Source organism: Vreelandella profundi (assembly GCF_019722725.1).
Classification (GTDB): Bacteria; Pseudomonadota; Gammaproteobacteria; order Pseudomonadales; family Halomonadaceae; genus Vreelandella; species Vreelandella profundi.
On the sequence record NZ_CP077941.1, the window covers coordinates 810,055 to 834,561 of the forward strand.

Consider the following 24,507-nt stretch of genomic DNA (forward strand, 5'->3'; position numbering starts at 1 on the left):
GCTTTAGACCAAAGCTTTAGAACTAAGCTTTAAACGCACGGCAACCGCCATTGGCTGCCCGTTAATTTAAAAATCTTGATATGTCTTGATATGTCTTGATGTGTAATAAGCAATTATCTAGCCAACTTTTTTTAAATTTTGTTTTTTATAGTTATGTCAGTTGCTTAGAAGGATTTTATCGATAACTAAGTTAGCTGCTCGAACGTAGGCCTGCACGTCAATGGTGCGTTAAGTGTTTGTCATGCACTCCCTGGCATCATTTAAAGTGCTCTGGGCGGATATAAAACGCTCAGCTACGAATTTTTTTATTTTCAAGATTCTGTTTTTAAAGGCTTAATTTAATAAATAGCGATGGGCGGACTGTCTTTTGCAGTTATCTAATCAATAAGTTAGACAATAAGTGAGTTAACAAGCAGCAAGCGCATTGATAGGCGATGGCAGCGAACAAGTCCAAAGCCGTTAGAAAAATAAGTAGCCGTTAACAATGTGCCACTGTCAGGAAACATGCAGTTGTTAGTGAATTAGTCGACACCGCTGAAGGTGCGCTGTGGCAACGACGTCCAGCCCTCTTCTCCCAATGCGTTTATACAGCGCATTAGAGAAAAGGACTGGGCGTTTTTTTATGCGTGGCGTTAATGAGCAACCCGAGGAGTAGCTATGACTCAGGCTAAAACGACATGCCCCTATTGCGGCGTCGGCTGCGGCGTAACGGCAACCGTGAAAGCGGGTACGCTGTGTGCTGTCGAAGGCGATCTTGAGCACCCGGCCAACTACGGGCGGCTGTGTGTCAAAGGGTCGGCGCTGCATGAAACGCTGGGTCACCAGGGGCGCTTAACGCATCCCCGAGTCGATGGTGTGGACGTTACCTGGAACGTCGCGCTGAGTACCGTCGCGCAGCGCCTGAAATCGCTGCGCTCAGCGCATGGCAATCACTGCGTGGCAGCGTATCTTTCCGGGCAGCTTTTAACCGAAGATTACTATGTGGCTAACAAGCTATTTAAAGGCTTTTTAGGCACTCCACATTTAGATACCAACTCGCGCCTTTGCATGGCGTCAGCGGTAGCCGGTTACAAGCGCGCCTTCGGTGCGGATGCGGTTCCCTGTAACTACGAGGATTTGGAAGAGGCCGAGCTAGTCGTGCTGGTGGGGTCCAACCTTGCCTGGAATCACCCGGTGCTTTACCAGCGCATTAAAGTCGCTAAAGAGCGCAACCCGCTGATGCGCCTGGTGGTGATTGATCCGCGGGTGACCGACAGCTGTGAAATCGCCGATCTCTATCTAGGTATTAAACCGGGTAGCGATGCGTATTTGTTTAACGGCTTGCTGGCGTGGATGGAGCAGCATCGCAGGCTCGATACTGTTTACATTGAGCGCCACACCGAGGGCTTTGACGATGCCTTGGCGGCTGCCCAGCAGTCCGCAGGGTCGGTGGCTGATCTCGCGGCCGCCTGCGATGTTGACCCCGAGCGGCTGGAAACCTTCTTTTACTGGTTTGCCAGCCAGCTGCATGTGGTCACGCTTTATTCTCAAGGCGTCAATCAATCCTCCAGCGGCACCGATAAATGCAACGCGATTATTAACTGCCACCTAGCGGGCGGAAAAATTGGCTTGCCGGGAGCCGGGCCGTTTTCAATTACCGGCCAGCCCAATGCGATGGGCGGGCGCGAAGTCGGCGGGCTTGCCAATCAGTTAGCCGCCCACATGGATTATCACACCCCCGGTGCGATTGATCTGGTCAGCCGCTTTTGGGCAACCGAAAACCTTGCGCCGACGTTATCCGAAAGCCCCGGCTATAAAGCCGTTGAGCTATTTGAGGCCATTGAGCGCGGCGAGATTAAAACGCTTTGGATCATGGCCACCAACCCTGTGGTTAGCCTGCCCGATGCGGCGCGAGTGCGCGCCGCGCTGGAAAAATGCCCGCTGGTAATCGTATCCGAGTGCGCGGCCCACACCGACCTGTTGCCCTATGCCGATATCGTGCTGCCTGCATCAGGCTGGTCGGAAAAAGATGGCACCGTGACCAACTCTGAGCGCCGTATTTCTCGCCAGCGAGGTATGTTGCCGCCCCCTGGCGAGGCGCGCCACGACTGGTGGATTATCTGCGAAGTGGCCAAACAGCTGGGGTTTGTTGAGGCGTTTAACTATGCGCATCCCTGGGAGATTTTTGACGAGCACGCACGGCTTTCAGAATTTGAAAATGGCACGGTGCCTGCCAGCCCGAAGCGGCTATTTGATATCTCGGGCCTGGTTGGGCTGGGGCGCGCAGGCTACGACGCCTTAGCGCCGATTCAATGGCCGGTCACCAAGGCCGCACCGAAGGGCACTGCTCGGCTGTTTGAAGACGGTGAGTTTGCCACTGCGAATGGTCGCGCCAAGCTGCTGGCGATTGTTCCGCAGTGGCCCGAACAGGCGCTTAGCGCCGCTTACCCGCTGCGCCTAAATACCGGTCGAATTCGCGACCAGTGGCACACCATGACGCGCACCGCTCGCGCGCCGCGCTTAATGAATCACCGCGCGGAACCGTTTATGGACGTGCACCCCGACGATGCCCACGTCGCCGGTGTTACTGATCAAGGCTTGGCAGTATTAACCGCTGCGAAGGGGGAGTTTCGTGCCCGTGTGCGGATTTCCAATGCCCAGCGGCGTGGCGAGGTGTTTGTACCCATTCATTGGACCGATTGCTTCACCCAGCAGGCTAGAAGCAGTGCGCTGATCGACAGCATTACGGACCCGTTCTCCGGTCAGCCGGAGTCCAAGCACGGTGCCGTGGCGCTTGCGCCGCTAGAGGTGAAGTGGCAGGCCACGCTGCTGATGGCGGATGCTGCTGTAGAAGCAACGCCGTGGTGCGCCAGCGCCTACTGGACACGCATTCCTATGCGCGGCTGCCAGCGCTGGCAGCTCGCCGATGTCCAGCCGATCAGCGACTGGTTAGCACAGCTTAGCGCCTGGCTGCCAGGGTCTGTGTCGGTACTCAGCCAGGATGCCGCGAGCGGGCGCCTGCGTGCGGCGGGTGTTGAAAATGACCAGCTTCGCTGGTGGCTCATGGTCGGCCTACCCAGCGAGCTTCCGGGGTTGGCGTGGCTGGAGTCCCGCTTTAACGAGGCGGCGCTGAGTGATATCCATCGGCGGCGCTTATTGGCCGGCTGTGACGACGGCGCTGCGGATACCGGCCCTGTGGTGTGCAGCTGTCATCAAGTCGGCCAAACCACTATTACTAACGCCATTCGTGCCGGCGATACCAGCATCGAAGCGCTTGGCGCCAGGCTCGCCTGCGGCACTCAGTGCGGCAGCTGTATTCCCGAATTGAAATCACTTATTGAAGAGGAGCGGCCCCATGCGCGCGCTTTACAACGCCCTGTGCAATCCCCTGCTACTGAAAGCGCATAGCGTCTTGGCGCGCCTGGTGTCTCGTGCGCCACTGACTCGTATGCCGCTGCCGCGTGCATGCTCGTCAAGCGCTGCGCACCACGCAGCGTTATCCCTGCCGCTGCACGGTGATTGCCGCGCCGGGCAGGTTTACTTAGTCGGCGCGGGTAGCGGCGATGCCGAGCTATTAACGCTCAAGGCTGCTCGGCTGCTCATGCAGGCGGATGCCGTTGTCTATGACCGCTTGGTCGGCGATGAGGTGCTAGCACTGATTCCTCGCCACACCGAGCGCTACTACGTGGGCAAGGCGCGCGGCCATCACAGCGTTGCTCAGGATGAAATCGGCGCGCTGATGGTCGCGCTTGCTCAGCAAGGAAAGTCGGTGGTGCGCCTGAAAGGCGGTGACCCGGCGGTGTTTGGGCGTATGGGTGAAGAGCTGGATGCGCTGGCAGGCGCCCAGGTGCCTGCCACTATTGTGCCGGGAATTACCGCCGCCTCAGCCGCGGCTGCCTGCATGGGGATTCCGCTGACCGATCGCGGCCATGCGCAGCAGCTGCGCTTTGTTACCGCCCAGCTATGCCGTGAAGAGGGCACGCCGGATTGGGCCGCACTGGCACGTAAGGATGAAACCCTGGTGTTTTATATGGGCCTCTCCAAAGTAGCCGCGATTTGCCAAGGCTTGCGCCAGGCAGGCCTGCCGGATGAGTGGCCGATCATGTTAGTGGCCAACGCCAGCCAGCCAAGCCAGCAGTCGCTTGTGGGCAGCTTAGCCAGCATGCCAGACATGCTGGCGGCGAATCCTCTACCGTCACCGTGCCTGATTGTGGTGGGTAGCGTGGTACAGCGGGTTGCCACCTCGCCGGCTGGAAAGTCTCTCGACGTCTGTGCTGCATCGCTTCTCTGACCCTTAAACCCACTGCCAAGGAAACGCCTCTATGTCGTATTTATTACCCGCTGAATTTGCCAGCAAGATGGTTGATGCCGGCGAAGCCAAGCTGCATATGTCCAACCGCGATGCGCTGATTCGTGCCTTTATGGCGGGTGCCATATTAGCTATTGCCGCTGTATTCGCGGTAACGGTGGGGGTGCAAACCGGCTATCCGATATTGGGCGCCATCCTGTTTCCCGTGGGGTTTGCGATTATTTATCTGATGGGGTTTGATTTGCTGACCGGGGTGTTTGTATTAACGCCGTTGGCCTGGCTGGATAAGCGGCCTGGCGTCACGATCAATCGCATCGTTAAACATTGGGGCGTTGTGTTTACCGGCAACTTTGCCGGCGCGTTAACGGTGGCGCTGTTAATGTCGATTGTCTTTACCTACGGTTTTACCACCGCACCTAGTGAAGTGGGCCGGGTCATTGGTGAAGTAGGGGAAGGGCGCACGCTCGGTTATAAAGAGTATGGCGCTGGCGGTATGTTGACGATTTTTATCCGCGGCATATTGTGCAACTGGATGGTCTCGCTTGGGGTGGTAGGGGCGATGATTTCGACCACGGTCAGCGGCAAGGTTATCGCTATGTGGATGCCGGTTATGCTGTTCTTCGCCATGGGATTCGAGCACTCGGTGGTGAACATGTTCCTATTCCCCTCGGGCCTGATGTTGGGCGGCAATTTTTCGATTATGGATTATCTGATCTGGAACGAAATCCCCGTAGTGCTGGGTAATTTAATCGGTGGTTTAGCGCTAACCGGCTTGACGCTCTACACCACACACGTGCGCACCGCGCCGCAAAAAGTCCTTTGAGCAAGCTCTTAGAATAAGCCCTTTGAGCTAATCGTTAGCGGCTTAGGAACAGTTCGTTACTGATCTAAGCCTTCGCCTTGGCGAGGGCTTTTTTAGGGGAAGCCTAATGGCAGCGCTGACCATTTCGCTCGGCCAGCATTCGGATAAAGGACGTAAGCCGAGCAATCAGGATTTTTATGGCGCCTATTTGCCCAGCGAACCTCAGCGCTCAGTCAAAGGTATTACGATAGCGTTGGCGGATGGCATTAGCAGCAGTGACGTAAGCCGTGAAGCAAGCGAGGCGGCGGTGGGCGGCTTTTTGGCCGATTACTACGCCACCCCGGCCACCTGGGCCGTGAAAACCTCCGCACAGCGGGTATTGCAGGCCACCAATGCGTGGCTTTACGCCCAAACCAGGCAAAGTCAGTTCCGCTACAACTTAGATCGCGGCTATGTGTGCACGCTGAGTGCGATGGTGATTAAGTCCACCACCGCGCACCTCTTTCACGTTGGCGATAGCCGTATTTATCAGCTTTCGGGTAGTACGCTGGAGCCGCTGACCGAGGATCATCGCGTATGGGCATCTCAGGGCGTCAGTCATTTAAGCCGGGCGATGGGCGCTAGTCAGCATCTGGAGCTGGACTATCGCAGCGTATCTCTCAGCGAGGGCGATGTATTTATACTCGCCACCGACGGGGCGTATGAGTGGCTGACGAGCACCGAAATGGTGGCGCTGATTCAAGCGCATGATGATCTAAACGCGGCGGCTAAAGCGCTAGTGGCGGCGGCTATAGAACATGGCAGCGACGATAATCTAACCGTTCAGATTGTGCGCATTGAAACGCTGCCTGAACATCGCGCCAACGAGCTTTACGCGGCGCTGAGTGGGCTACCTCAACCGCCCGAGCTGCGTGCGGGCAGCGTGCTGGATGGTTATCGTATTGTGCGGCAGCTGCATGCCAGTAGCCGCAGCCATGTGTATCTGGCACAAGACACTGAAAGTGGCGACAGCGTCGCGCTGAAAACGCTTTCGACCGAGTTAAGCCAAGACCCGGTGAGCATTGAACGGTTTGTGCGTGAAGAGTGGATTGCGCGACGTATTAATAATGCACACGTGCTCAAAGCCCCCGCCCAAGAGCGTTCTCGCCATTATCTATATACCGTGCTGAGCTATATCGAAGGACAAACCCTGACCCAGTGGATGCGCGATCATCCCCACGCCGAACTCGCTCGCGTGCGCCCTATTGTTGAGCAAATTGCCAAAGGGCTACGCGCGTTCCATCGGCTCGAAATGCTGCATCAGGACGTGCGCCCCGACAACATCATGATCGATAGCCATGGCACGGTGACGCTGATCGATTTTGGCGCTGCTAAGGTGGCGGGTATCGACGAAGCGCAGGGCCAGATCAGCAATGACATTTTAGGCACCGCTCAATACACCGCACCGGAGTATTTTCTGGGAGAAGGGGGCTCGCCCCGGTCAGACCAATACTCGCTCGCGGTTATTACCTATCAGCTGTTAACCGGCACGCTGCCGTACGGCACTGAGGTGGCTAAAACGCGTACCCGGGCGGGGCAGCATAAGCTTGCTTATCAATCGGCGCTGAGTGAAAACCGCGAGCTGCCTGCCTGGGTGGACGAAGTGCTCAAAAAAGCGCTACATCCTAGCCCGCACCATCGCTACCCGGCGCTTTCAGAATTTATCTTCGAGCTGCGCTCGCCTAGTGCTGAGTTACTGAAGCGCGCACAGCTACCGCTGCTAGAGCGCGACCCGGTACTTTTCTGGAAAGGCGTAGCGCTGGCGCTGGCGATCACCGTTATCACGCTGCTGGCGCGTTAATAGGTACTTTGTATCAGCGGGCGTCGTCAAAGCGGTCGACCTGGCGCAGGGTTGGGAAAATCTTCATCCAGGCGCCAACGACCGCCAGTGTGCCTATGCCGCCAATGATGGCTGCCGGAACGGCGCCAAACCATGCCGCCATACTGCCAGCGCGAAACTCACCCAGCTCATTGCTGGAACCAATAAACAGCATATTGACCGCGTTAACACGCCCGCGCATTTCATCGGGCGTCGCGAGCTGAATCAGCGTGGTGCGCACATACACGCTAATCATATCGGCAGCGCCGGCCACGAGCATAGCCACCATCGACAGCCAGAAAAACGTCGAGAAAGCGAACACCAAATTGGCAATGCCGAAAACAGTGACCGCCACAAACATCACCAGCCCAGCGCGGCGCCTAATGCCGCGTATGCCTAAGTAAAGCCCCATGAGCAGTGCGCCGACAGCAATCGCGCTACGCAGCGCGCCTAATCCTTCGGGCCCCACGTGCAACACCTCTTGTGCATAGATAGGCAGCAGCGCCACCACTCCGCCTAGCAGCACGGCAAACAGATCCAGCGAAATCGCCCCTAAAATAATCGGCTGATAGCGTATGTAGCGAATGCCCGCCGTAAAACGCTTGATGGCGGTACTTTCCAACGTTTTAGCCGCTTCAACGTAGCGAATGGGCACCGGCAGCAGTAGCAAGAGTGCGCCGATAAAGCATCCTAAGCAGACGCTATAGGCCAAGCTGCCACCGCCAAGCCCATACAGAATGCCGCCTAATAGCGGGCCAAGAATGACCGCTACTTTCATGATAGAGCTGTTTAACGCAATCGCAGAGGCAAGCTGCGCGCGGGGGACGATATTGGGCAACAGGCTTTGTAAGGCTGGGCCGGTAAAGGCGCGCGCGGCACCGAACAATGCCAATACCGCGTAAAAGCCGCTGACGCTCTGACTTCCATTTAGCGAAAGCGTCAGCAGCAGCGCGCTGCACAGCCCCTGAACGACCCAGCTCAGTTGCAAGATACGCTTGCGCGAAAAACGGTCGACAAAATCGCCGGCCGGCAGTAGCAATAGCACCATGGGGAGAAACTGAGCCAGGCCCACATAGGCCAGGGCCATCGGGTCTCGGGTGATGTCATACACCTGCCAGGCCACCACAATGGCCTGAATCTGCATGGCAAAGACCGCCGCTAATCGCGATAGCAAAAAGCTTAGAAAGCCGGACTGGCGATGAAGCGGTACTAAAGGCTCCGAAGAGCTGGGCAGTGACTGGGTAGCAGAGGTCATGGCGTCATCATGGTAGGCGAAGATTTAGGTGCATGGGTTGAAGTATGCCATTGGCTGCCCAATATTAATTAACACGCTATCAATAGAAAAGGATGTTAATGATGCAAAATGTAATTCCTAATCCCGGTTTCGGTACCTTTCGCCTGGAAGGCGATACGCTCAAGCAGAGTATCCACGCAGCGCTTGAGGCCGGGTATCGGCATATTGACACGGCGCAGTTTTATGGCAATGAAGCGGAAGTTGGCGAGGCTATTCATTCCAGTGACGTGCACCGCAGCGATATTTTTCTCACCACCAAGGTGTGGTTTGACAACCTGGAGCCCGCAAGACTGAAGGCCAGCGTAGACGAAAGTCTCCAAAAACTGGACACAGGGTACGTTGACCTTCTGTTAATTCACTGGCCATCACCAGGTGGTGAAGTGCCTATGGCCGATTATTTGACGGCCGTGAAGGAAGTCAAAGCGGGGGGTAAAGCGCGCCATATCGGTATTTCTAACTTTACCTGCAATCAGGTCGACGAGGCGGTTAGTATCCTGGGTAAAGATGAAATTCTGACCAATCAGATCGAGGTTCACCCCTTCCTGCAGAACCGTAAGCTAGCTGAGCACTGCCAGCACCTGGGTATTCAAGTGACGGCATTTATGCCGCTGGCGGTAGGTAAAGTCATGGACGATCCGATCCTCAAGAAAATTGCCGAAGCGCATAAAGTCACCCCGGCACAAGTTGCTTTAGCCTGGGTCAATCAGCGCGATATGATTACGATTCCTTCTTCTACTAAGGCACGCAATATTCAAAGCAACATTGCCGCCTTTGATTTAGTGCTAAGCGACAGTGACATGGACGATATTGCCATGTTGGATCGCCAGGAGCGTATTGCAAATCCTGACTTTGCCCCTGCCTGGGATGAGTAAGCAGGCGTTGGAACACTAAACGATAGCCGATGTCAGAGTCGATGCCTGCCTTGAGCAGGCATCTTTTAACGTAAGGATAAAACGATGAAAAAGCGCAAGATCCAAGACAACGCATTAAAAGCGCAGCTGCGAACGCCCATGTTTAAAATGCAGCAGCAAGCCCCGAAAAAAGGCAAAGGAAGCTACTCGCGTAAAGATAACAAGGGTATGAGAGGGTATCGCCAAGCCGCGTGAGCGAAGTGTTTACGTTCAGCGTTTTGGCAATACCTTCTCTGACATCTCCAAAAGCTATTCATGCATCTTCAGATCTCACCCCATCGGCAGTCTGGCGCCTTTTGCTAAGCCGCATATTGAAGTGCTGCCACCGTGATCTCTTTAGCGATAGCCCGCAGCCTGTAGCTGAAACAGCATTGCGTAGCGACCCTGTGCTTTTAGTAGCTCTTCATGAGTGCCGCGCTCAATAATATGGCCTTGATCGATAACCAAAATGAGATCAGCGCTGCGCACGGTTGAGAAGCGGTGGGAGATCAGGATCGTCATTTTCTGCTGACTATGCTCGCGAAAGCGGGCGAATATATCGGCCTCAGCGGCGGCGTCCATGGCTGCCGTGGGCTCGTCTAGCACTAAAATGTCGGCGTTTTGGCGCATGTAAGCACGTGATAACGCAATTTTTTGCCACTGCCCGCCAGAGAGCTCCTGACCGTTCTTAAACCACCGGCCAAGCTGGGTGTGGTAGCCGCTGGCCATGCGGCCAATAAAGTCATCGGCCATGCCATGACGCGCGGCCTGTTGCCAGCGCTGTTCGTTGTCAAAGGCGCGAGTATCGCCGACGCCAAGATTTTCACCCACCCTGAGCTGATAGCGTACGAAGTCCTGAAAAATGACGCCGGTACGCTCACGTAGCGCCTGGGTACTCCACTGCTGCAGGTCGCTACCATCGAGCAGAATACGCCCTTGCGTGGGGCGATAAAGCCGTGTTAACAGCTTAATAAGCGTGGTTTTACCCGACCCGTTTTCACCCACTAAGGCTAAACTTTGGCCAGGGGCAAGATGCAATGAGATATCGTGTAAAACATCGGCGCCGCCAGGGTAAGAGAAACTGACTTGTTCAAAGCGCAGGCCATCTCCGGGGGCAACACCCTGGGTTAGCGTGCCGTTTTCGGGCTCAACCGGCTGCTCCAAATATTCATAAAGATTGGAGAGGTAGAGATTGTCTTCGTACATGCCGCTGATGGCGGTGAGGCTAGCAGAGAGGGCTGTTTGCCCCTGTTTGAAGACCATTAAATACATAGTCATTTGGCCCAGCGTCAGCGCGCCGATAATTGTTTCAATCACTACCCAGCCGTAGGCAAGGTAAAACGTTAGGGTGCCCAGCAGGCCTAACAAAAATCCCCAGCTTTCCCGGCGTAGGGTTAAACGGCGATCTTCGGCGAATAGCTGGGTGAAAATAGCGCGATAGCGTTTGAGAAATAGTCCTTCAAGGCCAAATAATTTGACCTCTTTAATGCTGTCTTCCCGGGTAAGCAGCGTCTCTAAATAAATCTGCATGCGGGTTTGTGGCGAACGCCAGCGAAACAGTCGAAAAGCATCGCCCGAAAACTTAGCTTCCGAGATAAACACCGGCAGGGCGCCCACCACTAAAATCAGCAGCGCCCAGGGAGAAAACTGCACTAACAGGACACTGAAGCTACCTAGCGAGATTGCATTTTGCAGCAGTCCAAAGGTTTTGTTGACCAGCGCTAGGGGGCGCGTAGACGCCTCACGCCGCGCACGCGTCAGCTGGTCGTATAGCTCGGAGTCTTCAAACTGGCTGAGTGACAGCGTGCCCGCTTTTTCCAGAATCATGACGTTCACTTTTTGGCCCAGCATGGCACGCAGCAGTGACTGCTGAGCCGAAAGGCCGCGCTGGGCCAACGCGATTAACCCAATGATGAGCGCCTCTACCCCCACTAGCTTGAGGACCGGCGCAATGGACGCCAGCAGGTTGGGGTTTGACGCTGCCTGATGGGCATCCATGGCACTGACGACACCATCAACAATCAATTGGCCAACCCATGCCGCCACGGCAGGCAGTACGCCCGCGACCAGCGTGCATAGCGCTAACCCCAGCATCATCCAGCGAGAGGTTTGCCACACCAGGCCAAGCGCGCGACGGCTATAGCGAAAGACGCCCAAAAAGCCGCTGAGCGGTGAAGGGGCCGCGGCAGAAGAGGGCGTAGATGAAGAAGATGAAGGCTGACGTGGTGAAGGCATAGCTGAAGAGGCAAAACACTGAGTAAAAAAAAGTAGTGCCATGATGCGGGGGTTAGGCATGGATAGCTAGTTCAACCGCCGGTTGCCTGAAACGACAACGCGGCGGAGAGCATGTGAGCAGGGGAAGGCGGCCTACCAGGGTAATACGGCCCCATCGGTGCGCGGCTCGGTGCCTCCTTGCAGTACACCGGTTTCAGGATTGCGCAAAATGATTTGACCACGGCCAAAGCTAATTGAATCGGCTACTTTAACGATGTCGTGGCCACGACGGGCCAGCGCCAACGCTAAGTGGTTGGGGAAATCAGCCTCAACTTCGATGGTTTTGCCTTTGGTCCATTTCCAGCGCGGCATATCGAGCGCTGCCTGGGGATTGAGCTGATCCTCGAGCATGGCCGTCACTACCTGTACATGTCCCTGCGGCTGCATATAACCGCCCATCACGCCAAAGGGGCCAACGGCTTGATTATCTTTGGTGATAAAGCCCGGGATGATGGTGTGATAGGTGCGTTTGCCGGGCGCTAAGGCATTTGGGTGCTGCGGATCAAGTGAGAACGACCAGCCACGGTTCTGGAGGCTAATGCCGGTGCCTGGCACGACTATTCCAGAGCCAAAGCCTTCGAAATTGCTTTGAATGAAAGACACCATATTGCCTTCATCGTCCGCCGTTGCCAGGTAGACGGTGCCACCCTTTATTGGGTTGCCATGGACAGGATCAATCGCGTTTTTGCCAATAAGATCAGCACGCTGCGAAAGATAGTCACTCGATAGCATTTGCTCAACGCTTGGTTTCATCGCCGAGCGTTCAGTGATGTAGTTCAAGCCATCCACATAACCAAGCTTGGTTGCTTCGATACGACGGTGAAGAATTTCTACCTGATCCGCGGGTTCGTTGCCTAATGACTCAAGTATGCCTAATGCTTCAAGAACAATTAGCCCGCTGCCATTGGGGGGGATCTCCCAAATATCGTGGCCGCGATATCGAACGCTTATAGGTTTGACCCACTCTGGTTTGAATGCTTGTAAATCCTCTTTACGCAGGAAGCCCCCGTGCTGGCGTGAGAAAGCGTCAATTTCATCCGCCAAGCTCCCCTGATAAAACGCATTGCCATTGCTAGTGGCAATTTCACGCAGCGTCTTGGCCATGTCTGGAGAACGCCAAATATCACCGGCCTTTGGCGCATGCCCGTTGGGGGTGAAATGCGCAAACCAGGGTGAAAATTCTTCTGTTCCGTACTGACCATAGCGCTTTTCAGCTTTTTCCCAGAGCTGGCTAATCAAAGGTGATACGGCGAAGCCTTGCTCCGCTAACTCTATTGCTGGAGCAAGCAGCTGTTCGAAAGGTAGTTTGCCGAAGCGCTCTGATAGTGCTGCCCAGGCGCCAGGAGCACCAGGCACTGTAACCGGGACTAATCCATGGGCAGGCATTTCATCGTGGCCCAGTGCCTTGACAGCGTCGCATGAAATACTTTTGGGAGCCGGGCCGCTAGCGTTTAGCCCGTGTAGCTCACCCTTTACCCATACTAAAGCGAACGCATCACTACCGATGCCGTTAGACGTTGGCTCTACTACGGTTAAGGCTGCTGCCGTCGCAATCGCTGCATCAATGGCATTGCCGCCGTTGCGTAGAATGTCGATGCCTACCTGTGCGGCAAGAGACTGAGATGTCGCAACCATGCCACGCTTGCCGAAAGTAACCATACGGCGTGAGGCAGAAGGATAATGGTGTGGATTAGTGTGCATTAGTCTTCCTAGTTAGATGTGGCATCTAGACGCTGAGCCATTAGACGACGCTGCTTTACATAGCTATAAATACTGTAAACCACGGATACAACCGCCAGGGTGAGCAGTAGCGCGGATATGGGGCGTGTAAAGAATAGCGTCCAGTCAGTGCTGGTTTGAAATGCTCGTCTTAAGTTAGTTTCTGCAATAGGGCCTAATACAACGCCCAGAACGAGGGGAGCAAGAGGATAATCCAGTTTCTTAAGGATATAACCTACTGCGCCAATGCCAGCCAGTAAATAAAGATCAGATAAGCGGTTGTTGAGAGTGTAAGTACCAATCGCACAGCAAGTGAGTACTACCGGCACTATGATGTACTTGGGAACATTCAATAAGCGTAAAAAAACGCGCATCAAAATAATACCAATCAACAGCATAAATACAGATGCTATCGCCATGGCAATAAACATACTGTAAACCAAATCAGGATGATCAAGAATTAAGCGTGGGCCAATGCTGATGCCATGTACCATGATCGCGGCCATCAACACGGCATCAGCGGGTGACCCTGGAATACCTAACGCAATCAGCGGTATAAGGCTGCCGCCTACCGTAGAAGAGTTGCCTGATTCAGAGGCAACCACGCCTTGAGGCTCCCCCTTACCGAACGTTTCAGGATGTTTAGACGCACGCTTCGCTTGATCATAAGCCAGTAGGTTTGAAATTGAGCTGCCCGCACCGGGAACTGCGCCAATAAACACGCCGAGTAAAGACGAGCGAATGACATTAGCAGGCTTTAAGAGGATATCTTTTACTGTCTGCCAGAGATGAGGCCGCATATCGCCGCTAATTAATGAGCCTGATGAGTGTTGGCCGCTGCTTTTTGTCGGCTCTAATTCCGACAATAGCTGGCTCATCGCATACATGCCTATTAAAACAACGAGGAAGGGTATACCCGCCGTTAGAATCTCAAAACCAAACGTAAACCGCTCGCGGCCCATTAATGGATCGGGTCCGATAGTTGCAATGGCAATGCCGATAAGACCTGCAATTAGTCCTCTAATGAGAGAATCTCCCACTAGGCTAGCAATAACGGTCAACGCAAAGATAATAAGCGCGAAGTATTCCCACGGGCCTAGCTTGACGGCCAGAAGAGCCAGCGGAGGCGCCGCGACGATCAGCACTGCAATGGAAATGATTGAGCCTACGAAGGAGGCGAACAACCCCAAAGACAATGCTTTCCCAGGATTGCCTTGTCTGGCCATAGGAAAGGCATCAAACGTTGTTGCCACTGATGAAGGCGTTCCCGGAATACCCAAGAGAGCAGCGCTAAATAACCCCCCACTCAAACCACCTACGTAAACAGAGAGCATGATCGATATGCCCTGCATGGGGGGCATGGCGAACGTGAGTGGCAGCGTGAGGACAATGGCCATTGTGATTGTGAAACCAGGAATTGCAGCGGCAACAATACCTGCAAACGTCGCTACTGCCATTAGCAATAGCGTATAGGGTTCTGTTACGCCCCCCAACGCTATGAGAAAAGCATCAGTCATGAATCACCTTACCATTGGGCGCGGGGAAGATAGATATTGAAGACCTCGGAAAATAAATAGTAAGGCCCAGCAGAGAAAAGAGCGGCAACAAAAATAGCAATTAATAACGTAATAGGCTTTTTAGGTGCCAAGTAAAGTTGAGCGATAGTTAGGTATATAAACGTACTAACAATAAATCCAGCGATAGGCATAAATGCCATATAAATAATAAATAATGCCAAGTTGATGATGACTGCCTTTAAGGCAACCAATCTTTTCCAGGCAATATTAAGCGATGTGCGAGGGAAGCCCTGTTTAGATATTTCAACAACGGCGGCTACTCCACATAACAAGGCAACGCCAAAAAAAATGATTTGTGGAAAGGTACCTGCACTCATGGGCTCCCAACGAGAGGCCGGCAATGAGCCGGCCTTGAAGGCCATAAATACAGCGCCAAGGGCGATAATGAAATAAGACAGCACCTGCAAAGCAGGTATTAACGCTGTCTCTGAATTTCTGCGCTCCATGAAGGCCTCCTAAAACGCAATGTTAAATTAGTTAAGAAGGTGTGCGTTATTTTCAATGAATTCGTCGTTGCGCTCTAAATAAGCGGTGTAATCTTCTCGATTCATATAGCGCACAGTGCCGCCAACGTTTTCAATGTCGGTTTTAAAGCCTTCACTATTAGCAACATTTTCAAGCGCGCTTTCTAACGTAACAATCACTTCTTCAGGCGTGTCTTTGGGCACAACTATTCCACGCGTGACCAAAAACTCAAGGTCATGGCCCAGCTCTTTCAGCGTGGGCGTATCGGGCAGCTCCGCAATGCGCTCGGAGGTAGCTGCCGCTAATACATTCAAATCACCATTCTCAACGAAGGCGCGTGCTGAAAAGTAATCTTCGATCGCCACAGTGATGTGCCCGCCCGCAAGTGCACGGAGCCTTTCCCCTGTTCCTTCATAGCCTACATAGCCAAACTGGGTGCCGGTGGATTCTTCAAATTGCACGGCCCATAAATGTGGAATACCACCCAGCGTAACGCCCATGCGGTACTCGCCCGGGCTGGCGGTAACATCTTCAAGCATATCGTCGAGTGTTTCCCATCCAGTGTCTGCATTTACCACGATGACGGAGTTATCACTCGTCATCATTGAAACGATGTCGAAATCATCCCAGTTGAGATCAGTCACGCCTGAATAATGCGCGATGAGTAAGCCTTCATGTATTTGGGAAATAGTATATCCATCGTTATTGCGGCGTGAGGCTTCACGTAAACCAACAGTGCCGCTTGCGCCAGGCATATTAATAACGGGTACTGCTTGATCTAACTCTTCTTCAAGATGTTTGCTAACTATCCGCATTAGCAAGTCACTGCCTCCACCTGGCCCCCAGGGCACTATAAACTCAACGGGCTTTTCAGGGTAAGGATCAGCCGCGTTAGCAAATGCTGGAATCGAGAATGCAGCCGCTAAAACGGAAGTAGTGAATAGCGATTTAAATGTCATGGGTTATCCCTTTAATTATGATTAAATTTTGTGAGTTGTGGCGTTAGCGTCGACTGGCTTTTTTTGTAAAAAGGAGGTTATCCTTTACGGAATAATAAGCGCCCCGTAAATCAAGGCGCCCATGACCACAAAGGCTGGATGCGTTTTAAAGCGAATCAGGGCAATGGCGGCAACGATGCCGATAATCAGTGTGTGAATGACGCCGCTGGTGTTAATGCCTTCAAGCAGAAAACCCAAGGTCAACCATGCCATCATCATGGCGATGACCGGGCGAACCCATTGGCTCATACGCTTAACGCGCGGAGATTCGCGGTGCCGATAAAGCAGCCCCAGTGCGCCTAGCATTAATAGCAGAGAAGGGATCGCTGTAGCGGCGACGGCTATGAAGGCGCCGCCCACGCCAGCGACTTCATAGCCAACGTAGCCCGCCATTTTGGTCGCGATAGGGCTGGGTAAAGCATTGCCCAAGGCAAGCGTTTCAGCAAAGGTTTGAGACGTCATCCAACCGTAGCGGCCGACGACCTCCGCTTCAATTAACGGAATAATCGCCGGGCCGCCGCCGTAGCCGATAATGTTGGGAATAAAAAAGGCTAAGAAGAGATCCCAATAAATCACGTGGTCTCCTCCGTTTGTTTATCGCCCGAAGGTTTAGTACTCGAGGGGCGCAGTAGGGCGGCCAGCAAGATAGCGCCAATGACCAAGCCAGGATGAATGCCAAGCCAGTAGATGAGCCCTGCAGAAATAATTACCATGGCAATGCTGACTAACCAGCCAAGTGAAGCCTTGGATTTATCAAAAAAGTCCCAGGTGAGCTGTGCCATCATTACCATTACCACCGGAACTACGGCTTGGCCCATGCCGTGAATCCAAGCGACATCGCGATATCGACTAAAAATGCCTAACATGACTATCATTGCCACTATCATAGGAACAATGACCGCAATCACCGAGGCAATGCAGCCAATTGTACCGCCTACTCGGTAGCCAATGTAGCCGGGCATTTTGGTGGCAATGGGGCCTGGCAAGGTATTGCCGATCGCTAATACGTCGGCGAATTCTTTATCGGTGAGCCATTGGTAACGGGTGACAACCTCGGCACGTACAAGCGGTATCATGGAAGGGCCGCCGCCAAAGCCGAAGATGCCAACACGGAAAAATGCCCAAAACAGCTGCCAGGAGACGGATTGCACTTTCATGCTCCGTGTCTTCATGGGCAGTAGCCCTGCAGGGCTAATAATGAGATGGAAAGCATGCCAAACCTTATTTATCGTTTGTAGGTTAAAAAATCGATTATTTTGGATAAAATAGACTATAGGTAGTGCTCGCTGTGGCGTCAATACTGAAGCGAAGAATGATCACGAGCGCGAAATAATAAAGGACAGCATTATGAACGATTCTTTACCTAATTCAGCTGCAACAGCAGGTCCCGCCGTTACAGCATCAAGCCGCGCATTTGATCAATTGCGTAAAGACTTAGTGCGGGGGCGCTTTGTTGCGGGTGAAAAGCTTGGCATTAATGCGCTCAAAGAGCGCTATCAAGTAGGTTTAAGTCCGCTGCGAGAAGCGCTCAATAAGTTAGCGGCCTATGGCCTATTGATACAGGAAAATCAGCGTGGTTTTCGGGTTCCAAAGCTATCGCGCGAGGAGCTGGATGATATTGTCCAGATGCGTCTAGAAATGGAAGGCATGGCGCTGGAGCGGGCAATCAGCCACGGCGATTCACTTTGGGAGGCCGATTTGCTGGCCGCTGCACATCGCTTGAAACGCGCAGATATCAGTTTGGATAAAGGTGAGCCTTGGGAGCACCTGCATACTCAATTTCATCGCACGCTGGTGGCACCCTGTGGTTCCGTTTGGCTATTGCGCTTTATTGAGCAGTTGCACGACCAGTTTGACCGCTATCGGCGCTTGGGGCCAAAAATGCCGACGATTCGTCAAGAGCTTGACGAGCAGCATCACCAGCTCGTCGAATTAGCGCTACAGCGCGATGTCAGGGCAGCGCGTGAACTCATGAACGACCATATTCATAAATCCTATGATGTCGCCTTAAAGCGCTATCAAGAGCACGCTTGATAGGGCTACGTAGTGACAGCTAACGGCAACTGATAAACTGCCGCGATCTGTCTATCGGTCATTGCTGGGCTAATGCTAAAGAGGGTGCTATGCACGCGGATAATCAAATAGTGGCGCAAACGCTAAGCTGGGTGCGCACCTTCATTGTGGCGCAGGATATTTGCCCTTTTGCGCAGCGGGAGCTAGAGCGTGAATCCATTCGCGTCGAAGTCGTCCGCTCCAAGAAAATGGAGGTGGCGCTTGAAGAGCTGATGGTTGAAGTGCAGTGGTTGGATGAGCATCCTGACACTGAAACGACGCTGCTGGTATTTCCAACGTTGTTTAAAAGCTTTGAGCATTACCTGGACTTTGTTGAGTTGGCTGAGCATATTTTGGTCGATCAGGGTTATGAAGGAATCTATCAGCTTGCGACCTTTCATCCTGACTACTGCTTTGATGGCGCCGAGCCTGAGGATGCCTCTAATTATACCAACCGCTCCCCCTACGCGATGGTCCACCTATTGCGTGAAGAAAGCGTCGAAAAGGCGATTGAGTTTTACGGCGATACCGATGCTATCCCCGAGCGCAATATTGCTAAATTGACGGCTATGGGTAGCGATGCCGCTGAGCAGCAGCTGCAGCGCTGCTTTGGAGTGGATGCTTAAGGAGTGTGAATCACCAGCTGATGCTTGCCATGGTTTTTGGCCGTGTAGAGCGCGGTATCAGCAAGTTTCATCACTGTGTTTATGTGGTGGCCGTGCTGAGGCCACCAAGCTGCGCCTAAGCTGCAGCCAACGGTGGCCTGCTCGTCTTCAGGTAATAAAATCGGTTCGGCAATAGCGCTTAATAAGCGCTTACTTACCTCATGGGTGAGCATTTCCAGATTCTCAGGCTTCGTTTTAAGCACCATGACAAACTCATCGCCGCCCAAACGTGCCACGACATCACCACTGCGCAGTACGTTCTTCAGCCGCTGTGTGATCTCAATCAGCAGTAAATCGCCGGCATGATGGCCCAGCTCGTCATTGACCTGCTTGAAGCCATCTAGGTCGATGAAGATAACCGCCATACTTTGCCGGTTTCTTTCAGCTTCGGGAATGGCTAGCTGCAGATACTGATTGAGGAACGCGCGGTTAGGCAGGCCGGTGAGCGGGTCGGTATTCGCTAAATCTTCCAGACGGTTGATGGTGGAGTGCTGATCCAATAGGCGGTCGACCATATTACGCATCGACGTCGATAGGCGTTTAAGCTCTGGAGAGCCGCTTTCAAGCGGGATGGTGTCGCCATTCTCGCCCTCTTTTATACGATCAGCAGCCCTTGCTAAGCGGGTAAGGGGAGCAACCATGCGTGATGCAATGATCCAACCAATCAACGCGAATGCCAGGGCCAGAAATATGCCTGTGCCTATAATGGCCGCTTGAAGCTGTTTAACTGGAGCAAAGGCAGCAGCAATGGGTTGGCGGCTAATGGCTACCCAACCTAGACCTGGGAAGTCTTCAAAGCCGCTGCTGCGTGTATAGCCTGTCACAAACCGCTCACCGCTGGGCCATGTTTCAATTGCCCACTGAGGCGTTGGGTTGTCGCGACTGGGTAAATGTTTCAGCGTACTGAGTGGCTGGCCAATCATCTCCGCTGGCCCTAGTAGCACGGTGTTATCAGCCGACAGCAGCAGCATTTCAGTGTCTTGCTGGTGTGCAGACGGTGATAGCATTGAGTTTTCAACGTACCGGGCCCACTCCCAGCTTAAATGCACGGCAAGCACACCGCGAAACTCGCCGTTTTGATCGATCACCGGTGTGGCGATATCCACAAACTTAAGGGCTTCGCCGCTCGGATTAGGCAGTAGTTTAGCCAGCAGCAGTGCCTCATGCACATCCCCCACCCAAAGCGCCTGCTGGCCCTCGATGAAAACGGGGCGTGCCGCGATAGATTCTCCTTCTAGAATGCCATCCGTTGCGACCTGGACGATGCCTTCTTGATTGGTAAAGCCAATCCAGGAAACGACATTATGATTGCTCTGTAATAGCTCTAGCTGCTCGCGCAGCACGCTCAAATCATTGTCATTAGTGAGGGCCTGAATCCCTAGCAGTAGCTTTACCTCTTTAATGCGCGCATCCATGCTGCGGTCAAGCTTGTCTACCGTTTGATAGGCGGCTTCTGACGACGCGTAGCCAATGTTTGATTCCAACTGGTGGGCAGTTTCCCGAGCGGCCACCCAGCCAAGCAGCAGTGTGGTCGCGAAGATGAGGGCGGCAATCAGAGCAATAAAACGTGAGCGCAGTGAGAAGCGTGAGATAAAAGCCGGTTTAAACATTCTGAAATGCTTTCCCGTGAAAAGTGCAAGGTTCAGGTAGTCGATGCAATCAATCGATGATTAACAGCTAAGTGACTTAACTTATGTTATGAACTGAACCTTACCGGAAAATCGCTTAATTTGCGCGGCCTTTGCTTAGATCTCATCATTCCTTTTGACTAGGGAGGCAATCGCCAGCAAGAGGCGAGCATTAGTCGCCTGGTAGGGCTTTATACATCACGTGGGTATCGACAAAACCCAGCTGTGCATGGCGAAAGGCGTTGGGCACCGTGCCGACAATGCGAAATCCGAGTTTTTGCCACAACGCGACGGCAATCTCATTGGTAGCCACCACCGCGTTGTATTGCATCGCTAGAAAGCCTAGCTGCTGTGCCTGGTGCTGGGAATGCTCGCACATGGCGCGTGCAACGCCTTTGCCGCGCGCGGCGGGGGCCACCATGTAACCACAGTTGCAGATGTGATCGCCGGGGCCTGCCGCATTGGCTTTTAGGTAGTACGCCCCCAGCAGTTGGCCGCGGGTATCCTTGGCGACCACGCTGGCTTTAGGTGCTTTAAGCCATAGCTGGCGCGACGCCTCGATACTGATGTTAGGCTCAATCGCATAGGTTTCTTGTGCCGCGACAATCGCTTGAAACGTTGGCCAAAAATCGGCGAAATCGTCTTCCGTCATCGGCGTGAAAGTGAGTGTTGTCATAAGCTTTCTAGCGGCACCTTCTGGTTTGAGCCTACTGGTTATTGAATGCCTAGTGAGGACTTAAACATTGGCTAAGCGATTAGCGAGCGACCTCGGCGACAATTTCATAGCTGCGCAAGCGGTCTGAGTGATTGTAAAAGTCACTATTAATCATTAGCTCATCAGCGCCGGTGCGCGCTTGAAACTCTTCCAGCTCGGCTTTCACTGTTTCAGGCCCGCCAATAATCGCTGCGCCTAAAAACTGACTGACCTGAGCCTGCTCAGCCGGTGACCAGTCTAGTTGCTCAACCGGCGGCTGCGACTGAGTAGGCCTGCCTCGTATGAGGTTAAGAAACTTCTGCTGTGCGGTGGTGGCTAGGTAGTGGGCCATGGCATCACTTTCAGCCGCCATCACAGGTAGGCCAACCATTGCATGGGGTTTGGCAAGGTGTTCGGAAGGGCGGAAGTTGTCGCGATACAGCCGCAAAGCCTCAAATAAATAGCCCGGTGCAAACTGGGCGGCAAACGCAAAAGGTAGGCCTAGCTTCGCTGCTAGCTGTGCACTGTAGCCGCTAGACCCCAGCAGCCATATCGGCACATGGGTTCCCTGGCCGGGAACGGCTTTGACGCGCTGATGAGGGTCGGCGTCAGCTAAGTAGCTGCTTAACTCATTGAGTAGCTGGGGAAAATCATCGACGCCGGCATGGGCATGGCGGCGCATGGCCTGCATGGTGGCGCCATCAGAGCCAGGGGCACGCCCTAAACCCAGGTCGATACGGTCAGGATACAGCGTTTCCAGCGTGCCAAACTGCTCGGCAATGACCAGCGGCGGGTGATTCGGCAGCATGATGCCGCCGCTGCCCACGCGGATGGTCGAGGTTTGCCCAGCGACGTGGCCGATAAGTACCGCTGTGGCGGCGCTGGCGATGCCGGCAATGTTGTGATGCTCGGCTAGCCAATAACGGGTATAGCCCAGCCGTTCGGTTAGTTGCGCAAGCGAAACGCTGTCGCGAAAAGTCTCAGCGGCGCTACCGCCTTGGCGTATCGGGGCTAAGTCCAGCACGGAGAGGGCGGTGTTGGCGAGTTGGCTCATGGTTCACCTGCATATAACGTCGTGGGCGCGTGGAGTGAAAAATTACTTAGCGCGCTTGGTAATATCACGTTATGCGGTCAGTGCAGGCTAATTGCAAGGGATGGCCCAGTGCTGAGCCCCGATAAGCACGCTATTGGCAACGTTGCTCGACAAATAACGTTTACTCAACGGGTGGCGTCGGCCGAATGAGTATTTCATTAACGTCCACATGAGCCGGCTGTGATAGTGCATAAATGACGGCATTGGCGACATCGCGATCTTCTAGAGCATACTCCGGCGGCTCGTCAAAAAATGGCGTGTCGACCATTCCAGGCTCAATGAGCGTGACGCGCATGCCGGTGCCACGAAGTTCTTCACGCAGATTGTAGCCAATGCCTGTTATCGCCCATTTGGTCGCACTGTACATCGAACCGGGAATAGTGGTGCGGCCGGCTGCGGAGCCTGTTAACACTACCTGCCCTTTACTACGTTTTAGGGCTGGTAAGCAGGCCTGAATGGTGAGGCCCGCGCCATAGACATTGGTCAGTATCATTTCTCGCCAAGCGGTGTGGTCAGCGTCACTAAAGCCACCAGGCGAGCCGCCGCGGCCAGCGTTGACAAAAACGGCATCTAATCGGCCGAAGGTTTCAATAGCCTGTTCGACCATCGCCTGTTGCTGCTCCATGTTGGTCACATCAAGCGTATAGGGCAGCACATTTTCTGGACCTAGCTCTTGAGCGAGCGCGTTGAGCTTGTCACTAGAGCGAGCCGCTAATACCAGTTTGTAACCTTCCCTGGCGGCAGCACGAGCAGTCGCTGCGCCGATACCGCTTGATGCGCCGGTAATCAATAGCACGCCGTTATGCATAGGGTTGCACTCCTTGCTGTATTAAACAGGTACGCCTTTATCATGGCCAAGGAGAGGGCATCCTGCAAATATAAGCTTATTCCACGTGGTGCGATGTTAGCTTATATCTGCTTAACGGGGGCGATGCTCTTCTTTGCGTTTGAGCATGGCTGAGAGATCCAAAATGGCTTGGGCCATGTCCGCCATGCTTTTGCTTTGATCCATCGAGGTTTTACGTAAAAACCGATAGGCCTCTTCTTCGCTCATATCTTGATGCGCCATGATCAGGCCTTTAGCGCGCTCAATCAGCTTACGCTCACGCAGGGCTTTACGGGTATTTTCCAGCTCGTCGCTAAGCCCTTGCAGGCGGCTAGCTTGGGCTTGGGTCAGTTCAATCAGCGAGCGCCCTAGCGGTGACGTTAATGCATCGGCCGTTAAGTGACCGAGCGGCTGGGCGTCATTTAGCGCAAGCAGCTGTTCGCAGGGGGCGGGCGTGTAGCGAAAGGGCATGACGTTAGCCTTCGCTAACGCATCTTTTGCCTGAGCGATTTTGCGATGACAAAGGGTGCTTAGCTGGGTAATAAGCGCTTCTTCGACCGTTTTCATTGAATCAATACGCAGTGTCGTAAGCTCGTACCAGGTTTCACTCAGCGTGTTAGCGGTGTCGCTAGGCGATTGCTGCTCGGTGGAAGAATGCAGGCAAGCGATATCGCGTAGATGGCAGATACCCGCTAGCGTGCGTGGCGAGCATTCGGTATGCCACGCCTGCTGGGCTTCAGGCGTGGCAAATTCCACAAAGGTCTCAAAACAGCGCTGTTGATCAGTCACTAGCTGATTTAATAAACCACGGTGCGCGTCATCGAAGTGGCCATGGGTAAAGCCAAAGGCACCGCAGGCGCGCTCTTGTCCTGCCAGCTCTTTGCCTTGCATCAAGTGGAAAATGGCCACCAGGCTGCGGGTAATGTCGGGATCGATGGAGGTGTCCGCAGCTTCAAAAACAATCGCTAGTAGCCCACTGGTCAACTGGTTAAACGCTTGGGTCGCGGCATCGGGAGAAATCGAAAACGTATCAATGGATTGGCGCAGCGCGCCAAGTTCATCAAGGGCATGCCAAACGGCGGCGATACGTCGCAATAAGCGAGCAGCGGCCTGTGGGCGAGCCTCTTGACTAAGTGCTTCCAGCCGCTGGCGCATCAGCGTTTCTGCCTGCTCGCTGTGCTGGCGGTAGCTGTCGCGGCGTGTTTTGAAGCGCTGGCCTTGAGAGGCAAGGTAGACCGTGGAGGCGCCACGCTCACGCTGCAGCATATGAATAAAGCGGCTGATGTCGCCGACAATGTCAGCGGTAATGGCAAGGTGGGAGAGGCTGTCGATATCGCAACGGATGGCGGTTAGTAGCAGCTGCTGCGCTGAAGACATAGAGTTT

21 protein-coding genes are annotated in these 24,507 nt (G+C 53.8%); 8 read left to right on the plus strand and 13 right to left on the minus strand.

The genetic code is table 11. The features are described 5' to 3' along the window. Positions 1-657 precede the first annotated feature (657 nt). The 4 genes from KUO20_RS03765 (at position 658) to KUO20_RS03780 (ending at position 6,930) form a co-directional block, all read left to right on the plus strand. Positions 658-3,387, plus strand: coding sequence for a nitrate reductase (locus KUO20_RS03765; RefSeq protein ID WP_235041576.1), 2,730 nt, complete (start codon positions 658-660; stop codon positions 3,385-3,387). A gap of 40 nt (positions 3,388-3,427) precedes the next feature. Then, positions 3,428-4,270 carry a uroporphyrinogen-III C-methyltransferase gene (gene cobA / locus KUO20_RS03770; protein ID WP_235042411.1) on the plus strand — a complete coding sequence of 281 codons (843 nt, stop codon included), beginning with the start codon at positions 3,428-3,430 and terminating at the stop codon, positions 4,268-4,270. Positions 4,271-4,301: 31 nt separating this feature from the next. Continuing rightward, the gene (locus tag KUO20_RS03775; RefSeq protein ID WP_235041577.1) at positions 4,302-5,111 is read left to right on the plus strand and encodes a formate/nitrite transporter family protein; all 810 of its coding nucleotides are present in this window, start codon (positions 4,302-4,304) and stop codon (positions 5,109-5,111) included. Between the two features lie 106 nt (positions 5,112-5,217). Beyond that, on the plus strand, positions 5,218-6,930 hold the full coding sequence (locus KUO20_RS03780; RefSeq protein ID WP_235041578.1) for a bifunctional protein-serine/threonine kinase/phosphatase: 1,713 nt from the start codon (positions 5,218-5,220) through the stop codon (positions 6,928-6,930). A 13-nt stretch (positions 6,931-6,943) separates the two neighbouring features. Here KUO20_RS03780 and KUO20_RS03785 read toward each other — a convergent pair whose 3' ends face one another. Further along, positions 6,944-8,203 carry an MFS transporter gene (locus tag KUO20_RS03785; RefSeq protein ID WP_235041579.1) on the minus strand — a complete coding sequence of 420 codons (1,260 nt, stop codon included), beginning with the start codon at positions 8,201-8,203 and terminating at the stop codon, positions 6,944-6,946. Positions 8,204-8,295: 92 nt separating this feature from the next. Between KUO20_RS03785 and dkgB the strand changes: the two genes are divergently transcribed. Further along, a complete protein-coding gene (gene dkgB, locus KUO20_RS03790; RefSeq protein ID WP_235041580.1) occupies positions 8,296-9,114 on the plus strand; it encodes a 2,5-didehydrogluconate reductase DkgB in 819 nt (272 codons plus the stop codon). A gap of 84 nt (positions 9,115-9,198) precedes the next feature. Continuing rightward, the gene (gene arfA / locus KUO20_RS03795) at positions 9,199-9,348 is read left to right on the plus strand and encodes an alternative ribosome rescue factor ArfA (RefSeq protein WP_235041581.1); all 150 of its coding nucleotides are present in this window, start codon (positions 9,199-9,201) and stop codon (positions 9,346-9,348) included. Positions 9,349-9,489: 141 nt separating this feature from the next. Here arfA and KUO20_RS03800 read toward each other — a convergent pair whose 3' ends face one another. From KUO20_RS03800 to KUO20_RS03830, 7 genes are all read right to left on the minus strand, one after another. Continuing rightward, positions 9,490-11,367 carry an ABC transporter ATP-binding protein gene (locus tag KUO20_RS03800; protein ID WP_235042412.1) on the minus strand — a complete coding sequence of 626 codons (1,878 nt, stop codon included), beginning with the start codon at positions 11,365-11,367 and terminating at the stop codon, positions 9,490-9,492. Between the two features lie 132 nt (positions 11,368-11,499). Continuing rightward, positions 11,500-13,107 (minus strand): gamma-glutamyltransferase family protein, encoded by a 1,608-nt coding sequence (locus KUO20_RS03805; RefSeq protein WP_235041582.1) that lies wholly within the window; start codon positions 13,105-13,107, stop codon positions 11,500-11,502. Between the two features lie 8 nt (positions 13,108-13,115). Beyond that, complete coding sequence (locus KUO20_RS03810; protein WP_235041583.1) at positions 13,116-14,642, minus strand: tripartite tricarboxylate transporter permease; 1,527 nt, start codon at positions 14,640-14,642, stop codon at positions 13,116-13,118. Positions 14,643-14,650: 8 nt separating this feature from the next. Further along, positions 14,651-15,148, minus strand: coding sequence for a tripartite tricarboxylate transporter TctB family protein (locus KUO20_RS03815; protein ID WP_235041584.1), 498 nt, complete (start codon positions 15,146-15,148; stop codon positions 14,651-14,653). 27 nt (positions 15,149-15,175) lie between these two features. Continuing rightward, positions 15,176-16,126: a tripartite tricarboxylate transporter substrate binding protein gene (locus KUO20_RS03820; protein ID WP_235041585.1), complete on the minus strand. Its 951-nt coding sequence runs from the start codon at positions 16,124-16,126 to the stop codon at positions 15,176-15,178. Positions 16,127-16,210: 84 nt separating this feature from the next. Further along, on the minus strand, positions 16,211-16,741 hold the full coding sequence (locus tag KUO20_RS03825) for a chromate transporter (protein ID WP_235041586.1): 531 nt from the start codon (positions 16,739-16,741) through the stop codon (positions 16,211-16,213). Continuing rightward, positions 16,738-17,322, minus strand: a complete 585-nt coding sequence (locus KUO20_RS03830) for a chromate transporter (RefSeq protein WP_235041587.1) — start codon at positions 17,320-17,322, stop codon at positions 16,738-16,740. Before KUO20_RS03830 ends, KUO20_RS03825 begins: the two co-directional genes overlap by 4 nt. 190 nt (positions 17,323-17,512) lie before the next feature. On the opposite strand from KUO20_RS03830, the gene KUO20_RS03835 reads away from it, so the two are divergent. Together KUO20_RS03835 and KUO20_RS03840 are read left to right on the plus strand one after the other, a co-directional pair. Continuing rightward, positions 17,513-18,199: a GntR family transcriptional regulator gene (locus KUO20_RS03835; RefSeq protein WP_235041588.1), complete on the plus strand. Its 687-nt coding sequence runs from the start codon at positions 17,513-17,515 to the stop codon at positions 18,197-18,199. A gap of 89 nt (positions 18,200-18,288) precedes the next feature. Beyond that, a complete protein-coding gene (locus tag KUO20_RS03840) occupies positions 18,289-18,843 on the plus strand; it encodes a DUF1415 domain-containing protein (RefSeq protein ID WP_235041589.1) in 555 nt (184 codons plus the stop codon). Here the strand turns inward: KUO20_RS03840 and KUO20_RS03845 are convergent. The 5 genes from KUO20_RS03845 to KUO20_RS03865 form a co-directional block, all read right to left on the minus strand. Next, a complete protein-coding gene (locus KUO20_RS03845; protein ID WP_235041590.1) occupies positions 18,840-20,492 on the minus strand; it encodes a diguanylate cyclase domain-containing protein in 1,653 nt (550 codons plus the stop codon). The genes KUO20_RS03840 and KUO20_RS03845 overlap by 4 nt on opposite strands. A gap of 190 nt (positions 20,493-20,682) precedes the next feature. Then, complete coding sequence (locus KUO20_RS03850) at positions 20,683-21,186, minus strand: GNAT family N-acetyltransferase (protein ID WP_235041591.1); 504 nt, start codon at positions 21,184-21,186, stop codon at positions 20,683-20,685. Positions 21,187-21,265: 79 nt separating this feature from the next. Next, positions 21,266-22,258, minus strand: a complete 993-nt coding sequence (locus KUO20_RS03855; protein WP_235041592.1) for an LLM class flavin-dependent oxidoreductase — start codon at positions 22,256-22,258, stop codon at positions 21,266-21,268. A gap of 160 nt (positions 22,259-22,418) precedes the next feature. After that, positions 22,419-23,105 (minus strand): SDR family oxidoreductase, encoded by a 687-nt coding sequence (locus KUO20_RS03860; RefSeq protein WP_235041593.1) that lies wholly within the window; start codon positions 23,103-23,105, stop codon positions 22,419-22,421. 111 nt (positions 23,106-23,216) lie between these two features. Further along, the gene (locus KUO20_RS03865) at positions 23,217-24,500 is read right to left on the minus strand and encodes a nitrate regulatory protein (RefSeq protein ID WP_235041594.1); all 1,284 of its coding nucleotides are present in this window, start codon (positions 24,498-24,500) and stop codon (positions 23,217-23,219) included. Between the last annotated feature and the right edge of the window lie 7 nt (positions 24,501-24,507).

Coding starts and splice junctions, on each gene's coding strand:
- KUO20_RS03785 (WP_235041579.1), bottom strand. CDS start 8,203: ATGACCTCTGCTACCCAGTCACTGCCCAGCTCTTCGGAGCCTTTAGTA.
- KUO20_RS03805 (WP_235041582.1), bottom strand. CDS start 13,107: ATGCACACTAATCCACACCATTATCCTTCTGCCTCACGCCGTATGGTT.
- KUO20_RS03850 (WP_235041591.1), bottom strand. CDS start 21,186: ATGACAACACTCACTTTCACGCCGATGACGGAAGACGATTTCGCCGAT.
- KUO20_RS03830 (WP_235041587.1), bottom strand. CDS start 17,322: ATGAAAGTGCAATCCGTCTCCTGGCAGCTGTTTTGGGCATTTTTCCGT.
- KUO20_RS03860 (WP_235041593.1), bottom strand. CDS start 23,105: ATGCATAACGGCGTGCTATTGATTACCGGCGCATCAAGCGGTATCGGC.
- KUO20_RS03855 (WP_235041592.1), bottom strand. CDS start 22,258: ATGAGCCAACTCGCCAACACCGCCCTCTCCGTGCTGGACTTAGCCCCG.
- KUO20_RS03865 (WP_235041594.1), bottom strand. CDS start 24,500: ATGTCTTCAGCGCAGCAGCTGCTACTAACCGCCATCCGTTGCGATATC.
- KUO20_RS03775 (WP_235041577.1), top strand. CDS start 4,302: ATGTCGTATTTATTACCCGCTGAATTTGCCAGCAAGATGGTTGATGCC.
- KUO20_RS03800 (WP_235042412.1), bottom strand. CDS start 11,367: ATGCCTTCACCACGTCAGCCTTCATCTTCTTCATCTACGCCCTCTTCT.
- KUO20_RS03840 (WP_235041589.1), top strand. CDS start 18,289: ATGCACGCGGATAATCAAATAGTGGCGCAAACGCTAAGCTGGGTGCGC.
- KUO20_RS03810 (WP_235041583.1), bottom strand. CDS start 14,642: ATGACTGATGCTTTTCTCATAGCGTTGGGGGGCGTAACAGAACCCTAT.
- cobA (WP_235042411.1), top strand. CDS start 3,428: ATGCCGCTGCCGCGTGCATGCTCGTCAAGCGCTGCGCACCACGCAGCG.
- KUO20_RS03845 (WP_235041590.1), bottom strand. CDS start 20,492: ATGTTTAAACCGGCTTTTATCTCACGCTTCTCACTGCGCTCACGTTTT.
- dkgB (WP_235041580.1), top strand. CDS start 8,296: ATGTTAATGATGCAAAATGTAATTCCTAATCCCGGTTTCGGTACCTTT.
- KUO20_RS03780 (WP_235041578.1), top strand. CDS start 5,218: ATGGCAGCGCTGACCATTTCGCTCGGCCAGCATTCGGATAAAGGACGT.
- KUO20_RS03820 (WP_235041585.1), bottom strand. CDS start 16,126: ATGACATTTAAATCGCTATTCACTACTTCCGTTTTAGCGGCTGCATTC.
- KUO20_RS03835 (WP_235041588.1), top strand. CDS start 17,513: ATGAACGATTCTTTACCTAATTCAGCTGCAACAGCAGGTCCCGCCGTT.
- KUO20_RS03815 (WP_235041584.1), bottom strand. CDS start 15,148: ATGGAGCGCAGAAATTCAGAGACAGCGTTAATACCTGCTTTGCAGGTG.
- arfA (WP_235041581.1), top strand. CDS start 9,199: ATGAAAAAGCGCAAGATCCAAGACAACGCATTAAAAGCGCAGCTGCGA.
- KUO20_RS03765 (WP_235041576.1), top strand. CDS start 658: ATGACTCAGGCTAAAACGACATGCCCCTATTGCGGCGTCGGCTGCGGC.